Source organism: Nanobdella aerobiophila, from assembly GCF_023169545.1.
GTDB classification, from domain to species: Archaea; Nanobdellota; Nanobdellia; order Nanobdellales; family Nanobdellaceae; genus Nanobdella; species Nanobdella aerobiophila.
The window spans coordinates 569,600-588,880 of record NZ_AP019769.1; the positions used below are offsets into that span (position 1 = coordinate 569,600).

Consider the following 19,281-nt stretch of genomic DNA (forward strand, 5'->3'; position numbering starts at 1 on the left):
AATTATGATTATCCGTCTTCATCAAACCTTAAGTACACTAATATCATATATCATATTTTATTATATATTGTCAATTAATTATATATCATCTATAATATTTTCGATTTTCGTAGGGATAATATGTATAATACCGGACCTTGATTACAAATTGTCTATCTGGGCCAATAAACAATATATAACCCTCAGGAAAAGCATCATTAAATATATATTATTTCCTTACTATATATTCATTTTATTTATAATCAAAATATTTAAACATAGAGGGATAACGCATTCTATATTTCCGGTTATATTATTTTATTTAATTGGAAATTATATACATATATTTTATTTATTTTCTTTGGCATTTCTATTACATATAATAGAAGATTCATTAACAGTATCTGGTACACAACCATTTTATCCTATTTTAAAATATAAATTTGTAATACCAATATTAAATAATAAAAAAAATAGAAAATTACAGATATATTTATCCTATATATCTATTTTTATTTATTTATACTTGATTATATTTTTATGAGGATATTTATAGCTATAGATTTACCAGAAGATATTAAAAAAGATATATATAATATATCAAAAAATATTAGAGGTATAAGTGGAAAAATAGTAGAAGAAGAAAATATCCATATAACATTAAAATTTTTAGGACAAATAAATCAAGAAACATTAAATAAAATAAATAAAAAATTATCAAGTATTAATTATAATAAATTTTATATTAATATTGGAGACTTCGGATATTTCAATAATAGAGTCTTATGGATAAAGATCCTAAATAAAGAAAATATAATTAATTTACATAATATTATAGATAATAAATTGTATGAATTGAATATACAGAAAGATATTGATTATGAACCTCATATAACAATATATAGAATCAAAAATATAAAAAATGATAACTATTTAAAAGAATACCTAAATGAAAATAAAAAAATATATAGTAATATATTGATTGATAAGTTTTATATTAAAGAGAGCATATTGATGACACATGGTCCAGTATACAGAAATTTATATGAATATAAACTATTATAAAACTTACTATTATAATTAAGTTATTATGGCTAATGAATTATTACCTGAGATAAAAAATAGAAAATTTGACAGGATATTTATATGTAGAAGATGTGGGTCCAGGATAAGAGCGGACCCTGAAAAAGTAAGATCTGGACTGATAAAATGTAGAAAATGTAAATCAAAATCGCTAAGATTAAAGAAATCAGAGATAATATTAGTAGCTGCAAAGACTGCTAAATGAATTATCAGTTATCTTTATCAGGCTCTACAGAACTAGATATATTAATATTATTTTTTGTTGTAAATATTATTTTTATAGTACTAAAAATTTTGTTTAGAAAGAATGTAGATTATAAATTTATATACGGAATGGTAAAAACTGAAAAATATACATATATAATGGAAAGCTTATCAAAAGGATTATATGCTAAAATATTGTCTATATCATCTTTAATAATTTCCCCTATATTAATCTTCTCTTCTTTAATATTCTTAATATTTGGCTTAGTAACTAGAACACCGACTTATGCTCCTGTAATACCAGGTGCTTCATATGGACCAATCACATTACCATTAGCACAAACGATAATATCAATATTTATTGCAGCTTTTATACATGAACTTTCTCATGGAGTCTTATCATTTAGAAATAAAATAAAAATAAAGGATTGGGGCTTTTTCTATTTAGGACCTTTATTAGGCGCATTTGTTGATCCGAATGAAGAAGAAATAAATAAGACTAGTAAAAAAGAGCAATTAAAAATATATGGTGCTGGTGCTACAATAAATATAATAGCAGGCTTCATATTTTTGTTTATTTTATTAATATTTAATCAGTTGACTACTACTTTTAATCTTGCAAAACCCTATGTTAGTATAGTAAGTACAATTCCAGGTACTTATGCTTATGGTGTAATACCAAACGATAGTATACTATATTCCATAAATAATTATAATATATCATATTTAAACCAGATTCAGGAAGTATTGAATAAATATTCTCCAGGTCAAAATGTTACAATATATACAAATAAAGGTACATATGATATAGAACTTGTAGATAAGTATAATGAAACATTTCTAGGGGTATATGTAGAACAAGAATATAATTATGCATCTAATATTATACCATTTACAGGATCTTTATTATTATGGTTATTTATAATAAATCTAGGTCTCGGTATAGGAAATATGATACCAATATACCCCTTGGACGGTGGTAGAGCGCTTAAAGCTTTATTAGAAGCGAAATTTGAGGAGAAAAAAGCCAAAAAAATAATGAATATAATATCAATTATTATAGTTATATTAATACTATATAATATTAGTTTTCTGTTCTAGAAGATTTTCTTATAAATATTTTATCTGTCAATAAGTTATATATCTCTCCTACATAATCTACCTTCCTCCTTATATCATAATTTTTAAATTCCATATATAACATGTTTTTATATATATCATATATAATGTTTCTGGCCTCTTCAGCGAATGAAAGATTATTTTTTAACATTTCTTCCACAGATTTTCTGTATAATTCGCCTACAAAATCCATCAAACCCAGTACATATGAATTTTCATCTACATTTATATCTTTGTTTTTTATTATTTTCTTATTTATTATATAATTATAAAATATTAGTGCCTCTGCATATTCTTGAAAGCTTATAACAACATTATTATACAACCTTGGTTCTAACTTTAATATCTCATCAACTTCCTTTTTATAATTATTTATCTCTTCTATATATTTATTAGCAGAATCTATATCACCTCTTATTATAGAATATATTATAGATTTTGATAGTCTATTTATCTTTATGCTTTTTTCTATTACTCTGTCTCTATAATTCTCATATTCTTTAAATTTATTTTTTAAATAGTCTATATATTCTTTTTCTATCATAATAATTAAGAGAATAAATGTTTTATATATATTGTTGCAAAAGAACCTTTTCCCAATATAAATTCTATAACTATATTATTTTTTATTTTATAATCCACATCTTTTACTTCGGATAATATATATCTTTCAGTTGAATATAAGGATAAAGATGGTTTATCTTTATTGTATAAATTTTCGATTTTTAATCCCTCTCTATCTAATATATCCTTATGAAAATTCTTATTTTTCATATCAAATCCTATTAATTCTAATTTTTTATCCATAAATTTTTCTATATTATCTTTACATATATATAGTTCTTGAATTTTATTATTTATCTTTGAATTACAATTATTATTTTTTAATATATAAGATAGTTCTTCATTCCATAAATAAGATTGATAAGAATGTATATACATTTTTAATAATCTTTTTGGTATGTATTTTAATGCCCTATAATAATTTTTTTCTCTTATCAAATATCCTAATATCCCCCTCTCTATATCTAGATAATTTGGAAATAGACTTAGTGCATTTTTAAAATCTCCCCAGTGTTCTTTTAAATACTTTCTAGCCTCTATAGCTTTAATATTATTTTCATTATTATAATCTATTAATATTATTCTTATTGCATTCTCATAATCTCTATTAATTAAATATTTCCCGACTATATGATTATTTAATCTACTACCAAACCTCTGTTCATCAAAATAATTGAAATAATATTTATTAAATATCTCTATATTATCCTTAAACCTTTTTATTTCTTCATTATTTAGATCTCTAATTACTATCCTAAAGTAATTTCCATCTATATCAGAAATCTTTAAAGGTTCCTCATAAGATCCTACATATTTTAATTTGACATTACCAAAATTATATTCCTCTCTAAAATCATTAAAATTCCTTATACATATATATTGCTCGGATATTGTGTTCTTATCTTTTTCTCCGGCAAAATATATCTTCCTTTTCGATATATGCAGTTTCCTTGCAATAATCTTTATCGCATTTATAGTACTTATATTTTCCTTTTTCATTAAAAAATATCTAAATAAATCTCCTTCTTTTTTCTTATCTAAATTTATTATTTCTTTAACATAAAAATCTTCGGGCTTTTCCTTTATTTTCATTATTATAGTTCAAACTCCCAGTCCCACATTTCCTTCGCTAATTTTCCATCATACATATATTTATTTATATTTATATTTTTTCTTCTATCCTGTATTTCTTTTATAAAAGACCATATCTTTTCTATGGTATAACTCTTTAGTTCGCCAGTAGTTAATTCACCCTGTATATACTTTTCTCTTATCTCGAATAATTTTTTATCATCTTCTTCAAATAATACAGATAACCAGAAATAAGAAACATCTATATCTGGATTTCCACCATATTTTCTATGCTCTTCTAAAGTAGGCTTTCCACCTGAAAATGCATATTTATTTATCTTTTCTTTTATTGTATCATAATCATCATCTATAAATATTGCAGATTTCGGATCTGAAGCACTCATCTTGGTATATGGTCCTTGTAATCCCCATACAAACTTAGATAATATCGTAGAAGCCTTATTATATCCAAATTTTGGAGCAATATCCCTCTGTAATCTAAAATATGGATCCTGATCCACTCCACATGGTATTAATGGTACTCCATTTTCAAAGAATGTTGGTACTATCTGTAATGCTATATAGAATGGTAATCCTATAGTAGATTCATCATCGAAGCCGAACACATTTTTAGCAGTATTTAGATTTATTTCCCTTGCTATATATATTGCAGGTTTGTATAGATGATCTATATATTCAGAATTTATAAATATAAATGTTTTATCTGGATTAAACCCTACCGATGCTATTGTTTTTGCATCTTCAATTGCATATTCTTTTATTTCGCTATAATTATCCGCTTTTTTCTCCCAATATTTTTCTTCATCTGGTATCTGTATATATAAATTTACATCAAACTTGTCCTGAAGCCATTTAGTAAATATAAATGGTATTAGATGTCCTATATGCATCTTACTTTTAGAAGGAGCTCTACCAGTATATAAGAAGAATTTTTTACCATTATTATACTCATTTAATAATATATCAAAGTCTCTATGAGCATAAAAAAATCTTCTTCTTATTAGTACATGTAAATCTCCAACAATATCATACAATAAATTTATTATATTATCATTTAATTCTTTTACACCAAAAATCTCGACTAATCTTTTATAATCATTTTCAGATTTTATATTAGGATCTATTAATATATTATCCATTTTTATAAATAATTAAAAAACACTTATAAGTAATATGCCGTGGTGCCCGAGTGGTCCAAGGGGTTTGGCTCGAGACCAAATCTCCGTAAGGAGACGTGGGTTCAAATCCCACCCACGGCGATTTTATAAAATAAAAAATGATATATCTTTTAATGGACGAAGAAACAAAGGAAAACATAATTGATGCTGTAAATAATATAATATATGGATTCAAAATACTCTTTTTTATTCCAATAATTATAATAATGATATACCTATTTATATTTATAATACCAAATATTATTTATTTAATAAATACTTACATATATATTCTCTACCTAGATAATTTTTTTGAGTTTTACATTATGGTAATAATATTATATCTAATTGGAATATTATTATATGCACTATCTATATATGAATTTTCAAAGGGATTTGAATCTATAAATAATATAAAGGATATAAACATTAAATATCTATTCAAAATTATTAATATTTCTATTATATTATCACTTACTGTAATTTTATCGCCTTTATTATCTATTTCAAATATACTATTAGGGAATAAATTAAGATTAATAGGAAAATTATTTAATAATAAAAATATAATCATATATTCAAAATATTTTATTATATCTAGTACATCTGGTATTTTATCTATAATCTATTTTTTAAATATTGCAGATATATTAAAATCCATTTTTGGAATTTTTGGTCTTTTACTTGCAATTATATTATTATATAGTATTAATAAATTGCATAATGAATTTCAAAGATATATAGTCTAGATAATATTTTCCATATTTTCTTCTATTCTATTTAGGTCTTCACCTAGATTATATATCGAATCTCTTCCCTTTAAAGTTATAAGATTTTTATCAACATAATATTCATGCTTAGTTATTAATTTAACTCCCGAATTATTAAAATATTTTATATATTCTGGAAATTCGTCATAATTATATGTTATTGATCTTCCAGTCAATAGACCCATCTTTAAAAATGCAATTTGTGCAAGCGAGCATAATATAACTGTCTTAAAAGAATTTAAAAATCTAGTGAATATTGCTTGAATTTCTAGACTAAGAAAATCTTTAAATCCCTCATCTGATATAAATATTATTCTATCGAAATGATTCTCTTTCATAGTAAATATTTCATTTATATCAAAATCTGGTAATACTTTAGTATTATATATACCTGTACTCACTTCCCTATTTTTATTTGCTATATAATTTGTGCCATCCAATATATCTAAAAAATTAAATAGATCATCATCATTGAATTTTTTTCTAGGTAGGACAATTAGGTTCATTTTCATATTCTAAATTAACTATCTCAATATATTAAAATTTTTAATAATAGAAATATTTTATCTTATAATATGCCAGATAATAATATTAATCTAGATACATTAAGAAATGAGAAAATCGAAGATAATAAACATAAATATATGGAAATAAAAATTATATTTGACAGTCAAAATATAAAATTTGAACAAATATACTATTGGTTACTTGACTTTATTAGAGACAACTTAAAAATGAATATTAGTAAACTATCGGACGATTTTACATCATCTGTAGGATCTGCATTTTTCGGAGAAATGAGTTCCAGAGCTTCTGCAGTATTAGCAACTGCCAGATCCGCAGCAGAATTAATTAATAATCTTACAAAATCAATAATATCGATTCTAGACGAATATAAACAAATACAATCAAAAATTATATTATATGAGAAGGTTTTATCTAATGATAAAGATGAGGCATACAGCGCATATATAACATTAAAAGATATATGGTTGAACAATGTAGATTCTACTAGAGGAGGAGCAAGTTTATTTTCTATAGCCAGAGGATCTAGAAATAGTCTAGGATACTCTACTGCACCAGACTTATTTTATCTAACTGAGATAAAATCAGAAGTACAAAAATTATTGGATAAAAACCTAATTGGTAAAGCTTTATTTGATAAATTATTTAATGAACCATCAAATATTCCAAGGGATATAGGAGAGGTTAAAAATAAGAAAATTGTAAATGAAAAGGTTTCTAATATTGTAGATATTAGATTACAAGAATATTACAATTGGTTTGAATCTAATAGAAAATTTTTATATGACAGATATAATCTACTAAAGTCGTATTTAAAACATCAATTAAGTTCATTATTATATTATACTGAATACGCGAAACCATATTTCAAGTTCGCTAGAAAGTTACTGCAAAATCCAAATCAGCCTGTAGACATAATAAATGCATTAGAAACTGCAATTATAGATTTATCATTATTGTCTGTAGGAAAAGAAAATTCGATAAATACATATAATGCCGAAAAGGATACGGTAGAACAAAAATTGTATATACCTGTATATGATATACAGATAAGATCTAGAGCATTTCCTACAATAATTAATAGAATAGAGAGATCTGGTATGTATACATTTATTGGTAGGACAGATATTAATTTTAGGGTATATCTATTGGAAAAATCAGAATACGAAAACTTAATAATTAATCAAGAAGAAGAGGATTTATTATATATTACAGGACTAACAGATGATTATATAAAAGATATTTCAGATCTAATCTTAGAATCATTTCTTTATGATATTATAAGGAATGATAATAACTTATTAAAGATAACTGCAGAGAAATCAAAAGTTACAGAAGCAGATATTAAGAATAATCCATATAAAATAAGATGGTCTAAAGAATTATTAGAAGAATTAGAAAAGGATCAAAAAATTAAAAAGGCTCTTGGTAGTATTATGTGGATAAAAAAATATTTACCAGAAAATAAAGAAGAAAAAAAGGAAGAAAATAAGGAAAAAAAGAAATCTGAATCTTCAATTAAGTATATATTTCCATCATTAAACGAGATTTTTGTTAGAATACTAGAATTTATAACAACTTATAAAAAAGATTTGATCTCCATATCAAAGGATATAAAGAAAAAACAGTTTCAAAAAGAAAGAGATGATGCTATGAATGATTTAAAAGATAAAACTATAGATACTGGTTGGAAGATTTATACCTCATTTAAGAAAACATTTGGCATGCTAACTTATTAATAACAAAATTTTTATAATATATATGCCTGAAGAAAAAAAATATCCTAAAGAATTATTTAATAGACCTATAAGTACTAGTACAAATCCTCAGAATCCAAATCAATTAAAAGAGTTTGAAGAAAAGGTAAGACAGGGTTATTCAGGTGTAGAAGTACAAACAGAGAGTTTCGAAAGATGGAAAACCATACCAAAAATAATTTTTGAAGAGATAGCAAGAAATGCAAGAGTAAATAATGTAGATTTATCTATCCATGCACCAGAAAACGATTTCCAAATAATGGGTATACATACTGGGAGAGATGAAAATGCAGGAAAAATTGACAGAGAAAGTAAAAAAAATATAAGCTATGCCGTATCTGCTATTTTTGATGCCTCAAAAACTATGTCTGAAATATATAATAAACCAATAAAAGTAAATATTCATGGAGGGGATATATCTGGAACTATATGGACTAAAGATTATGAAGAAGAATTAAAGAAAAAGTTATTAACTGACTATAATTATAGAAAAGAATTTGCTGAAAAATTATATAAAATGGGGTTCATAACTACTCAACAATATAATAATATATTAAATAGAAATATAGATACTGAAACCTTATATAATAATATACCATCATGGGCTTTAGCAGAATCAGAACTTGTATATCTTAAAAGAGGAGATGAATATATTCCAGTAAATAAAATAGGTATTGAAAAAGGATTTTCAAAGATCATAAAAGAAGGAATAAAAGAAAGCGTGGTAGATAAATTATATGAAAGTAATGAAAAATATTGGATGTCGATAATAAGTGAAATAGAAAAAGGTTTTATGCAGATTTCAAAGACATATAAAAATGATATGAATAATTTCTTTCAAAATATATTATATAAAGCATATTATAGCGCTGGCGATACTAGATCAATAGGAGATTTATTATATACTATAAAAAATTATGAAAATATAATAAATGGATTTAAAGCATATATAGATATATTAGAATCTAATATAGATTCTATAGAAGATAATCAATTTAAAGAAAAAGTCAAGACTGAAATAGAAACATGGAAAAAAGGTTTAGAATATTCGTACAATAAAATAAGCCAATATGATAAAGATATATCAAAATTATTAGAAAAAGGAAATTTTTATGAAGATGAAAATACAGTTAGACAATTCATTTTCAATAGATCTATTGAATTAGTTAATAATATGAAGGACTCATATGAATTTATGAAACAAATACTATATATAATTAAAAATACTGTATTTTCTGATAGATTTGTTCCATTAATAGTTCCATTTCAAGAAGTAGCCATAAATGAAGGACCAAAAAATTTAGCAAATGGAGTTAGATTACTAATAGAAAGAGAAAAACAAAAAGACCCACAATGGGCGGAAAAGATAGCAGATTACTTACCAGATATTGTTATAGAAGAATCTTATCCAGGATCACCTGCATCAAGACCTGATCTATGGAAAAAATTAATTGATAATATAAAAGTTGAATTAAAAAAAGTAATAGAAGAAAATCCAGAGTTAAAGAAAAAAATAGAAGAAAAATATAAAGATATAAATAATTATATAGATGAAAAAGTAGGCGCGAATCTAGATGTTGGACATATAAAAATGTATGAAAAATATGGATATACAAAAGAAGATATATTAAAATGGGTAGAAGAAATAAAACCAGAAATTAAACATTTACATGTTCATGAAGCACAGTGGGGAGGGGATACACACCTACCACTGGGACTTGGGTGGGATGATATAATTGCATCAGAATTAGAAAAGTTACAAGATATATTGCCGAATATATCTATTGTTCATGAACCAGGTGGATGGTATTCATCTGGACTTTCTCAATCGTTCGGTTCTGAATATAATTATTATATAAATGGAATTAACTCTACAGATATTTATGGATTAAATTATGGAGAATCATTTAATACAATTATACCATATGGAACTAGATCGATAACTCCAAATTATATACAATATACACAATATTCACCACTATCATATAATATTTTTACTCAATTACCATTAGACCTTGGTGGATCTAGAAAAAGAGAAACATTTTCTGGCCTAGGAACCGATTAACCTTTTATAAATATTTTTAATTAGTCTTATATATGGATATACTTGAAAAAATATCTTCATATTTACCATCTATAGAAGGTCCAAAAAAGATGGTCTCTCTGAGACATAAGATATATAATACATTATTAGTGATAGTATTATATACTATTCTATCTTCTATACCATTATTTGGTATATCTCCAGAGATTTCAGCAAGATTTGAACAGTTATTATGGGTATTTGGATCCTCTCTTGGTACATTGGCAAGTGTTGGCATAGCACCAATAGTACTATCAGGAATTTTTATGCAATTATTGGTTGGACTAGGAATATTTAGCATAAATACATCTACAGATGATGGAAAAGAAAAATTTGATAACTATACAAGAGGATTAGCATTCCTTTTCATAATATTAGAATCTATAGTATTAATATCCAGTGGAAACTTACAACCAAATTTTCTACTTGGCATAAATCCTATATTAATATATATTATAATGTTTATAGAGCTAATTCTTGGTGGTATTATAATACTACTATTGGATGATTTTTCATATAAATACGGGATAACATCCGGAATAAATATAATTATATTCGCAATTATAAGTATTGCCCTTTCATTAAGATTATTCAACCCTTTATCACCACCCACAAGCATACAGTCATTATTTTCCCAACCTACGGGGTATATACCACAAGCTATATTATATTTTATAGAAGGAAATAGTATACTTGGTTTATCTTATTTATTAGCAACAATAGCCACCTTTGGAATATTAATATTTGCAGTATATTTACAATATTTAAAGGTAGAAGTACCATTATTATATTTTAATATAAATGGAGAAATAATTAGATATCCTATACAATTATTATATACATCTGTAATTCCAGCAATATTTATCTATGCATTGATAGTGGAAGTACAATCTATATTACATTTTAATACAAACAATATTATAGTACAAATATTATCTCCACCAAATTTAATAATAAATATAGGACAGTTCGGATTAAATTGGATTACAAATCCTATAAATATAATACACATAATTATATATTTCTTAATATTTACAATAGGTGGAATGTTTATATCAAAATTCTGGATACATGCAATAGGTTTAGATCCTAAAAACTTAGCAAATTATTTAACAAAGGATCCCAATTCTCCAATGTATACTAGAGATCCAAGGATAATAGAGAGTACACTAAGGAAATATATAGATCCAATAGGCTATTTATCTGGATTTTTAATGGGTTTATTAGCCTCTTTAGGAGATATATTAAGTTCTGCTGTATCTGGAGTTAGCATATTATTATTAATAGTAATCGCATCACAAATATATAATGATTTAAATAGGGCAAATGCTACATATTTATTGCCAATAATTGGCAAATATTTGAATAAAAAATGATAGATTCATTATTCTTATATATATTAATACTAGTTATAATAATAAATATAGCAATAAAGTTCTTAGAGAAATATAATAATATAAAAGAGCATACTCAAAAGTTATCAGAAATGCAGAAAAAATATATGGAAACTATAAAATCTGGAAAGATAGATGAAATAAGCAAAATTAGTGATGAATTTACAAAAATATATTCTAAAGTTATGAAGCATACAATAATGGTCACAATAGTTGGAATAGCTGTATTAATAATAATAACTTATGTATTTTCTACAGGTTTTGTTCCAAAAATTGTAAATAATAGTACTACTATATATATAAATAATCCAGTATTACATAATCAAGATTTTGCAATATACTATAATCACACATTTTTAGGATTTTATACTGCAAATAATAACATAATAACACTAAACAATAGTTATATAATCAATAAATTATCAATAAATCCAATTACATCTACCTTACCATTTAAAATACCTATACTAAATGTAAATTGGCTAAGTCCAATAATTACATATATTATTCTATATCTAATAACCCAATTGTTAATATTATTATATACAAGATTTATAAAAAAATCTCCAAAGATAAATAAAAATGGCTAGAACATATTTATACAGAAAAACACCTTCAGGTAATATAAATGTAATTGATAAAATAAGAAAAGGAGATATACCAAAATGTGCAATATGCAAAAGAAAATTACAAGGAATAAAAGATTTACATTCAGTAAGATTAAGGAGAATTAATTTATCTCAGAAAAGGGTCAGTAGGATTTATGGAGGATACCTGTGTCATAGATGTTTAAAGAATTTATTAAAAAATATTGCAAGGGAAAGGTTAAAAGAGTTATCTATAAATTAATGAAAAATGGTATTACAAATTGGTAGAGTATGCATAAAATTGTCTGGAAGAGAAGCTGGAAATGTATGCGTAATAACAGATATAATAGACAATAAATTTTTACTCGTAGACGGGAATATAAAAAGAAGAAGGGTAAATATAAAGCACATAGAACCAACAGAAAAATTGATTCAAATAAAGAAGGGTGCAAACACTGAAGATGTTATAAAGGAAATGATAAAGAACAAGATACCTGTATCTTATTGGAAATTAAAAAAAGAAAATTTATTAAACAATGAAATTGTAGAGCTATACAAGCAATATTTTGGTAATGATTGGGAGAAAGTTGCTAAATCCTTAGGTTCTCCAGGAAAGAAAAACTAATTTTTTGAGGAGGAATTTCACCCTTTTATAATTTATAAATAATAATATTTTTAGTTTTTATATGGTTGCGAAACTATTAGAAAGCATAATAATAATAGGAAGTACTCTATTAGAATTATATTTATTGTGGGATCCAAACTTTTTTAATAATGAAGTTGTGAAATTAGGGGCCGGAGGAGTTGTTGCTTTAGATATATTAGCTTTACTAGGTATATTAATAAATATATAATTTTTTGAATTTAGAATTTTATTTAAAATTTTTTTATAATATCTATTTTTTATTTATATATGAAAGGGCCCGTAGTCCAGTGGTAGGATTTTGGCCTCGCTAGCCAAAGATCCCGGGTTCGAATCCCGGCGGGTCCATACAAAAATTATATAATACTAATAAAGTAGAATATAGCTTGTATTTGAGGAGGAGAGGTTAAATAAAGAAGAATTGGAAAAATGCAATATGATATCTACTATACCTACAAATGATAAATATGGTGTACTGAATTTAGCGGTATCTGCAATATTATATATGTATGAATTAAATAAGGAAAAATTCTTATATCTACTAACATAAATATAATATTATGTTCTTAGAAGAAAATGCTAAATACTTTGAAGAAAAAGCAAAAGAAGCTTACAAAGAAGGAAAATATAAATTTACACTATTTTTTACAGAACAAGCTTTACAATTATATTTAAAATATATTTTATATAAAAAATTTGAAGAGTATCCTAAAACACATAAATTAAAAGAATTATTTGAAATTTCAAAAAATATAAATAGTAAATTTATTGATTTCTATAATGAAAATTCTGATGTAATAGATCTAATAGAAGAAGCATATATTACTTCTAGATATTTAGATAAAGAATATAGTGAAAAAAGTGCAAAAAAGTCAATAGAATTAATTAATAAATTCAAAGAAGAATTCAAGGAATGGATAAAATAACTGAATTTCATATATATTTAGTGGATCGATATAAAAAATTTAGAGATAAAAAATATTTAGAAAGATTAAAAGAAATTATAAATAATTATTTTAAAGATAAATTATATAAAATAATAATATTTGGAAGCTATATAAAAGGAAATATGCATCCTTTATCTGATATAGATATTGCAATAATATTAAAAGAAAATATAGATGAAGAAGAAAGAATGAAATTTTATAAACTAATAAATAAAGAATTTGGACTAAATCCATTTGAATTTCATATAATTAGTATAGATCAATGGGAAGAATGGTATAAAAAATTTATAGATGAGTATAAAGAACTAAACTAATAATAATACCAAAGAAATTATCCCGACTAATAAGGGATAGTATATATTTTCTGATGCAACAAGGGAAGAATTAGATGAAGGATAATTAACTACCAGATTATATTGCGCATCTCCTAAACTATTTCCATTTAAATTAAAATTAAATAATAAATTAGAAGATCCTGGATATAATGGTAATACGGAAAATTGTAGTATATAGGACTGATTTGGTTGCAGTTCAGATATATTTATATTATTAATATTTTGTACAGGTAAATTATTATATAATAATTCCGGCATATCACCCATCTGTTGTAAACTAATACTAATATTATTTAATGTTACATTACCTATATTAGTTATATTTAATATCATATAATACGCAGGACTATTTAAATAGAAGTTGAGTGTATTCCCTATAGGATACTCTTTCTGATTAATATTGATAGGTACTACATATGCTTGTAATTGTACTATTCCATAATATGTTTCTGTATATATACCCTGTTCATATTCTAATGTTTCTGAAGAACATTGACCATTATTAGAACAAACCTCTATATCAATATTTAATAAGTTTGGAGGCGTATATGGTATATTAACTAATACAGAATTTTGATTATAAAATGTATTTGAATATCCATTATTAGTTGAAATAGATATATTGTTTATACTATAATAAGAATATCCAGTAATGTTCATTTCTAGGCTATTATTAGTAGAATTTAATAAATATATGTATATTAATGGTTGAGAAATACCAGCTTGATTTGACAAACCAACTATATTTATTATTTTAGAATTACAATTTGATAATCCTGCATTTGTACTAGCACATACTGTTAAATTTGTATAATTTGAATACGGTAGATTTACTGTATAAGAAAATGTATTTGAATTAACTGTTGTTGAATATACTTGTGTTCCATTATCATATATTACTACATTATTTATACCTGATGGATATTCTGATGCATATATATTTGCAATTATTGATGTATTAGATATATTTAATAATGTAATTGAAATGTTGGGTAAATTATTATCTATATTTATTGTTAATGAATTTGAATTAAGACAATTTCCATTATAACATGTTTGTCCATAAACAGTATAAGAAGCTGGAGAAGTTAGTATGCATGAAGAATTAAAATCAGTGAAAACAGGCAAAGAAGAAGAGCAATAAATATTATTACTTACAAATAATGTATAATTTTGTCCGCATCCTTGAATATATACATTGATAGGATTTGTTGACCATCCTGAATTGTAGTTTGAACTTATAGAAATTTGTTGTTGAATATTATAAGTAAATATTGAAGATGAAGAAGAGCTAGGAGTAGATGCCGTTATTACAATAGAATATGAACCTGGAGGAGCTGTTGGAGAAGGAGATATTATTATTGGTACTGAACAAGAATTTCCTGTAGTAGTACATGAATTTCCATTTGGAAATGAGCAAGTTATATCATTATATGATGGATTTATTGCTGAAATAGAAATCGAAGGCATAACCCCATTTGGAGGATAGGCACGGACTCTAACCCAATAGAAAGGACCAATTGTTGCTTGTGAACCCTGAGAATTTATTCCGCCAATTGGATACGCAGAAGTTGGCAAGGTTGTGGTAATTTTTTCTGAATTAACATAATCATAGGCAAAAAGAACGTAACCTGATGTTGGGAAGTAAATTGTCCAGACATGATAACCTGTAGCTGAAATTCCTCCGCTTATGCCAGTTGTGTATGCACCGCTAGCACCACTAAGACCAGTTTGTCCAACGGCATTAGTCGTGTCTCCTTGGTTATTATTAGTATTTATTGTCCATCCTGCATCTACGCCTGCATTTCCAGTTCCAGACTGCACAAATCCAAATGCAGCATTATCGGTGCTTGTTGCTGGAGGGAAATCCCCATAAAAATCTAATATACTATTGTTATTATAGCCAAATGTAGATGAAGTATAAGCATAACCACTATATGCAACCGATAGTCCATTATTCACAGTATAACTACCACTTCCAGTCCACCCACTTGGCAAACTCGTTCCAGCAAAGTTCCAATAGTAATTAAATACATCTTGTCCATTATCATATAATCCATAGTTTGGACATGTACTCATATTTGTATATCCTTCCGAATAACAATACCAATATGCAGAAACACCTGTGTAAGGGTAATATTGAGAATAATAATTAGCTGAAGTAGATCCAATATACATATATATTGTATAATTACTATTTGCAGGAATACCATTTGGTAGATTTATCCACCAGACGTCACAGTTAACTCCATTTATGTTATCCTGACCTTCGTACCATGAATATATATTCGGAGAACTACCAGAAGTTGTAAAATAAACATTAGATCCATTAGAATTAATTTCATTAAATAATGTTGGATTATCTACATAAGCAAAATTATTACCAGCATTCGGGTTTCCATTACAAACTGCAATATCTTGTTGAAATGGAGCTGGAGTTGCTACAGATTGAGAATTTGATATTGTTATCATACCACCAGGAAGCAAACAATAGAAATTAACTGCTGTTTGCTGAGAATAAGGATTATTTAAATTTGATGTTGCTCCTACATTTACTGAAGTTCCAGGACAAGATGTATAAGAAGACTGCGATAATGAAACCGAAGTAACTGAAACTGCAGGTGCGATTGAAATCGAAGGCATAACCCCATTTGGTGGATATGCACGGATTCTAACCCAATCATAATATATATGAGAACCAGGTCCTGCATCTGCATAATTATCCCAATAGATAGTCGTTGCACTACTTATTGGATTTGCATTTACTGTTCCACTATATCCTCCTGATGTAGAATATAACTGTGGTGCAATATATGCATAATAAGATGAAGAACCTGCAATATATGTTAAACTTGCGTATCTCCAATTTGAATTTGCAGTTCCTTGTGCATTTTGATCGAAAGTCATCGAACCAGAACTTAGATAATCCTGATCGAAATAATCTCCACCAAATTGTGTGCCTACATAGATTGCACTACTACCTGACCCTTCAGTAATATAGTTTCCAAGTCCAGTAGTACCAGTATTAGAACCTCCACCATCAGACTGAAATAGAGTCTCCGTAATATAACTTCCTGCGCCTAATGATTTTGCGTTATATGCTAGATAAGATATAGAACTAGATGACTGGCTATAATCTAAAACATCTATTACATTTCCATTTGGTCCTGTTGTAGTAGTAGTAGATAATGAGCCACCAGAACCTGACAAAGTAAAATCACCTGTAGGCGCATTTCCATTAAAGTATAGATCAAATACGTCATTACCATTATCATATTCTGCATAAGTAGGACTTAATTGAGGAGCTTCACCTACATAAGGAGGATATTGAGAATAATAATTAGCTGAAGTAGATCCAATATACATATAAATAGTTACTTGACTATTTGCAGGAATTCCATTTGGTAAATTTACCCACCAGACATCACAAGATACTCCATTAATATTTTCTTGACCTTCATACCATGAATATATATTTGGAGAACTACCAGAAGTTGTAAAATAAACATTAGATCCATTAGAATTAATTTCATTAAATAATGTTGAATTATCTACATATGCAAAATTATTACCTACACTAGGATTACCATTACAAATAGCAATATCTTGTTGGAAAGGTGTTGGAGTTGCTACAGATTGAGAATTTGTTATTGTTATACTATAGGAACCTTGAGAGAAAATAATGTGTGATATAAATATCAAAAAAGAGATTAATAATAAAAATACTACTTTTTTCATAAATTTATAAATTTATCTAAAAATTTATAAATCCTTCTTTCATTAAATTTTTTGCTTCTTTTCTAACTTTTCTAAAACATTGTATATGAAACATTATCTTATCTCCATTAGCATTTAAAGTCTTATATTTATCATTATCAAATATAGAATTATTACAATATTTACATTTTCCAATTTCTTTTCTCATTTAAAATAAATTTAAATTATTCTTATAAATTATATTAAAATGGGTTTAGCAGAAATAAGAGAATTAATAAAACCAGTAATAAAAGAAGTCGATTTATCATATTTATCTGGGAAAATCGTCGCATTAGACGCATTTAATGCATTATATCAATTTCTTGCTGCAATAAGACAACCAGACGGTACGCCTCTAAAGGATTCTAAAGGAAGAATTACATCACATTTATCTGGATTATTTTATAGAAATAAAAATTTAATTGAAAATGGAATTAAATTAATATATGTATTTGATGGAAGACATCCAGAATTTAAAAAGAAAGAACAAGAATTGAGAGAAGAACAAAGAAAAAAAATGGAAGAAAAATATGAAATTGCAAAAGAAGCGGGAGAAAAAAATTTAAAGAAGTATGCAGAATTTACATCTAAATTAGATTACAATATGATAGATGAAGCTAAAGAACTATTAAAAGCAATGGGCGTACCGTATATACAAGCACCATCAGAAGGAGAAGCAGAAGCTGCATATTTAGTTAAAAAAAATATAGCAGATTTTGTAGGATCACAGGACTATGATTCTTTATTATTTGGAGGAACTAGAGTTGTCAGAAATATAACGATCAGCGGAAAAAGAAAGATACGTGGAGTTGAAGTTAATATATCTCCTGAAATAATAGAATTAAAAGATGTTTTAAATTATCTAAATTTAAATCAAGAAAAATTAATAATTTTAGCTCTAGTAGTTGGCACAGATTATAACCCAGACGGAATTAAAGGTATAGGTATAAAAAAAGCATATGAAATCGTAAAAAAATATGATGATCCAGAAAAAATATTTAATTATATTAATTGGGATAAATATTATGATATATCATGGAAAGAGTTAGAAAAATTTTTCTTAGATCCGCCGGTAGTAGATATAAATAAAGAAGATATAAAGTTTGGAGAAATAGACGAAGAAAAGATAAGGAAAATATTAATAGATAATCATGACTTTTCAGAAGAAAGAGTAAATAAATCTATAGAAGAGTTAAAGAAATCATATAAGCAAGGATCACAGAAAAATTTATTATCTTTTTTTCAGAATGGGTAAAATTCATCATTTTTCAGATCTCGGCAAAGTC

20 protein-coding genes, 2 tRNA genes and 1 pseudogene are annotated in these 19,281 nt (G+C 25.7%); 17 read left to right on the forward strand and 6 right to left on the reverse strand.

The window, feature by feature from the left end:
* The first annotated feature begins 4 nt into the window (after positions 1 to 4).
* Genes MJ2HA_RS03895 through MJ2HA_RS03315 form a run of 4 tightly spaced genes read left to right on the forward strand, consistent with a single transcriptional unit; the run spans position 5 to position 2,367 of the window.
* On the forward strand, positions 5 to 523 hold the full coding sequence (locus MJ2HA_RS03895) for a metal-dependent hydrolase (protein WP_375140650.1): 519 nt from the start codon (positions 5 to 7) through the stop codon (positions 521 to 523).
* Complete coding sequence (thpR, locus tag MJ2HA_RS03305; protein ID WP_258393125.1) at positions 520 to 1,044, forward strand: RNA 2',3'-cyclic phosphodiesterase; 525 nt, start codon at positions 520 to 522, stop codon at positions 1,042 to 1,044. The genes MJ2HA_RS03895 and thpR overlap by 4 nt, the downstream gene beginning before the upstream one ends.
* Before the next feature lie 25 nt (positions 1,045 to 1,069).
* Entirely contained in the window at positions 1,070 to 1,267 is a 198-nt protein-coding gene (locus MJ2HA_RS03310; RefSeq protein ID WP_258393126.1) for a hypothetical protein, read from the forward strand.
* On the forward strand, positions 1,264 to 2,367 hold the full coding sequence (locus tag MJ2HA_RS03315) for a site-2 protease family protein (protein WP_258393127.1): 1,104 nt from the start codon (positions 1,264 to 1,266) through the stop codon (positions 2,365 to 2,367). The genes MJ2HA_RS03310 and MJ2HA_RS03315 overlap by 4 nt, the downstream gene beginning before the upstream one ends.
* On the opposite strand, the gene MJ2HA_RS03320 is transcribed toward MJ2HA_RS03315, so the two are convergent.
* Genes MJ2HA_RS03320 through MJ2HA_RS03330 form a run of 3 tightly spaced genes read right to left on the reverse strand, consistent with a single transcriptional unit; the run spans position 2,351 to position 5,180 of the window.
* A complete protein-coding gene (locus MJ2HA_RS03320) occupies positions 2,351 to 2,929 on the reverse strand; it encodes a translin family protein (protein WP_258393128.1) in 579 nt (192 codons plus the stop codon). The two genes, MJ2HA_RS03315 and MJ2HA_RS03320, sit on opposite strands and share 17 nt — an antisense overlap.
* 5 nt (positions 2,930 to 2,934) lie before the next feature.
* Positions 2,935 to 4,041: a tRNA pseudouridine(13) synthase TruD gene (gene truD / locus MJ2HA_RS03325; RefSeq protein ID WP_258393129.1), complete on the reverse strand. Its 1,107-nt coding sequence runs from the start codon at positions 4,039 to 4,041 to the stop codon at positions 2,935 to 2,937.
* Positions 4,042 to 4,043: 2 nt separating this feature from the next.
* Positions 4,044 to 5,180, reverse strand: coding sequence for a tryptophan--tRNA ligase (locus MJ2HA_RS03330; RefSeq protein WP_258393130.1), 1,137 nt, complete (start codon positions 5,178 to 5,180; stop codon positions 4,044 to 4,046).
* A gap of 36 nt (positions 5,181 to 5,216) precedes the next feature.
* On the opposite strand from MJ2HA_RS03330, the gene MJ2HA_RS03335 reads away from it, so the two are divergent.
* Together MJ2HA_RS03335 and MJ2HA_RS03340 are read left to right on the forward strand one after the other, a co-directional pair.
* Positions 5,217 to 5,300 (forward strand) — tRNA-Ser (locus MJ2HA_RS03335).
* 32 nt (positions 5,301 to 5,332) lie between these two features.
* Positions 5,333 to 5,947 (forward strand): hypothetical protein, encoded by a 615-nt coding sequence (locus MJ2HA_RS03340; protein WP_258393131.1) that lies wholly within the window; start codon positions 5,333 to 5,335, stop codon positions 5,945 to 5,947.
* On the opposite strand, the gene MJ2HA_RS03345 is transcribed toward MJ2HA_RS03340, so the two are convergent.
* Positions 5,944 to 6,480, reverse strand: a complete 537-nt coding sequence (locus MJ2HA_RS03345; RefSeq protein WP_258393132.1) for a hypothetical protein — start codon at positions 6,478 to 6,480, stop codon at positions 5,944 to 5,946. The two genes, MJ2HA_RS03340 and MJ2HA_RS03345, sit on opposite strands and share 4 nt — an antisense overlap.
* A gap of 63 nt (positions 6,481 to 6,543) precedes the next feature.
* On the opposite strand from MJ2HA_RS03345, the gene MJ2HA_RS03350 reads away from it, so the two are divergent.
* The 10 genes and pseudogenes from MJ2HA_RS03350 (at position 6,544) to MJ2HA_RS03395 (ending at position 14,218) form a co-directional block, all read left to right on the forward strand.
* Positions 6,544 to 8,232, forward strand: a complete 1,689-nt coding sequence (locus MJ2HA_RS03350; protein ID WP_258393133.1) for a hypothetical protein — start codon at positions 6,544 to 6,546, stop codon at positions 8,230 to 8,232.
* Positions 8,233 to 8,254: 22 nt separating this feature from the next.
* Entirely contained in the window at positions 8,255 to 10,315 is a 2,061-nt protein-coding gene (locus tag MJ2HA_RS03355; protein WP_258393134.1) for an IolE/MocC family protein, read from the forward strand.
* A gap of 32 nt (positions 10,316 to 10,347) precedes the next feature.
* Entirely contained in the window at positions 10,348 to 11,709 is a 1,362-nt protein-coding gene (locus tag MJ2HA_RS03360; protein ID WP_258393135.1) for a hypothetical protein, read from the forward strand.
* Positions 11,706 to 12,317 carry a hypothetical protein gene (locus tag MJ2HA_RS03365; RefSeq protein WP_258393136.1) on the forward strand — a complete coding sequence of 204 codons (612 nt, stop codon included), beginning with the start codon at positions 11,706 to 11,708 and terminating at the stop codon, positions 12,315 to 12,317. The genes MJ2HA_RS03360 and MJ2HA_RS03365 overlap by 4 nt, the downstream gene beginning before the upstream one ends.
* Positions 12,310 to 12,576, forward strand: a complete 267-nt coding sequence (rpl34e, locus tag MJ2HA_RS03370; RefSeq protein ID WP_258393137.1) for a 50S ribosomal protein L34e — start codon at positions 12,310 to 12,312, stop codon at positions 12,574 to 12,576. The genes MJ2HA_RS03365 and rpl34e overlap by 8 nt, the downstream gene beginning before the upstream one ends.
* Positions 12,577 to 12,582: 6 nt before the next feature.
* Positions 12,583 to 12,846: pseudogene (locus MJ2HA_RS03375) on the forward strand (50S ribosomal protein L14e); the annotation flags it as partial.
* Positions 12,847 to 13,000: 154 nt separating this feature from the next.
* On the forward strand, positions 13,001 to 13,168 hold the full coding sequence (locus MJ2HA_RS03380) for a hypothetical protein (protein ID WP_258393139.1): 168 nt from the start codon (positions 13,001 to 13,003) through the stop codon (positions 13,166 to 13,168).
* A gap of 65 nt (positions 13,169 to 13,233) precedes the next feature.
* Positions 13,234 to 13,305 (forward strand) — tRNA-Ala (locus MJ2HA_RS03385).
* A 212-nt stretch (positions 13,306 to 13,517) separates the two neighbouring features.
* Entirely contained in the window at positions 13,518 to 13,883 is a 366-nt protein-coding gene (locus MJ2HA_RS03390; protein ID WP_258393140.1) for a HEPN domain-containing protein, read from the forward strand.
* A complete protein-coding gene (locus MJ2HA_RS03395; RefSeq protein WP_258393141.1) occupies positions 13,871 to 14,218 on the forward strand; it encodes a nucleotidyltransferase domain-containing protein in 348 nt (115 codons plus the stop codon). The genes MJ2HA_RS03390 and MJ2HA_RS03395 overlap by 13 nt, the downstream gene beginning before the upstream one ends.
* Here MJ2HA_RS03395 and MJ2HA_RS03400 read toward each other — a convergent pair.
* A complete protein-coding gene (locus tag MJ2HA_RS03400; RefSeq protein WP_258393142.1) occupies positions 14,210 to 17,977 on the reverse strand; it encodes a hypothetical protein in 3,768 nt (1,255 codons plus the stop codon). The two genes, MJ2HA_RS03395 and MJ2HA_RS03400, sit on opposite strands and share 9 nt — an antisense overlap.
* Before the next feature lie 16 nt (positions 17,978 to 17,993).
* Entirely contained in the window at positions 17,994 to 18,164 is a 171-nt protein-coding gene (locus MJ2HA_RS03405; RefSeq protein WP_258393143.1) for a hypothetical protein, read from the reverse strand.
* A gap of 39 nt (positions 18,165 to 18,203) precedes the next feature.
* On the opposite strand from MJ2HA_RS03405, the gene fen reads away from it, so the two are divergent.
* Positions 18,204 to 19,250 (forward strand): flap endonuclease-1, encoded by a 1,047-nt coding sequence (gene fen, locus MJ2HA_RS03410; RefSeq protein ID WP_258393144.1) that lies wholly within the window; start codon positions 18,204 to 18,206, stop codon positions 19,248 to 19,250.
* Positions 19,251 to 19,281: the final 31 nt, after the last annotated feature.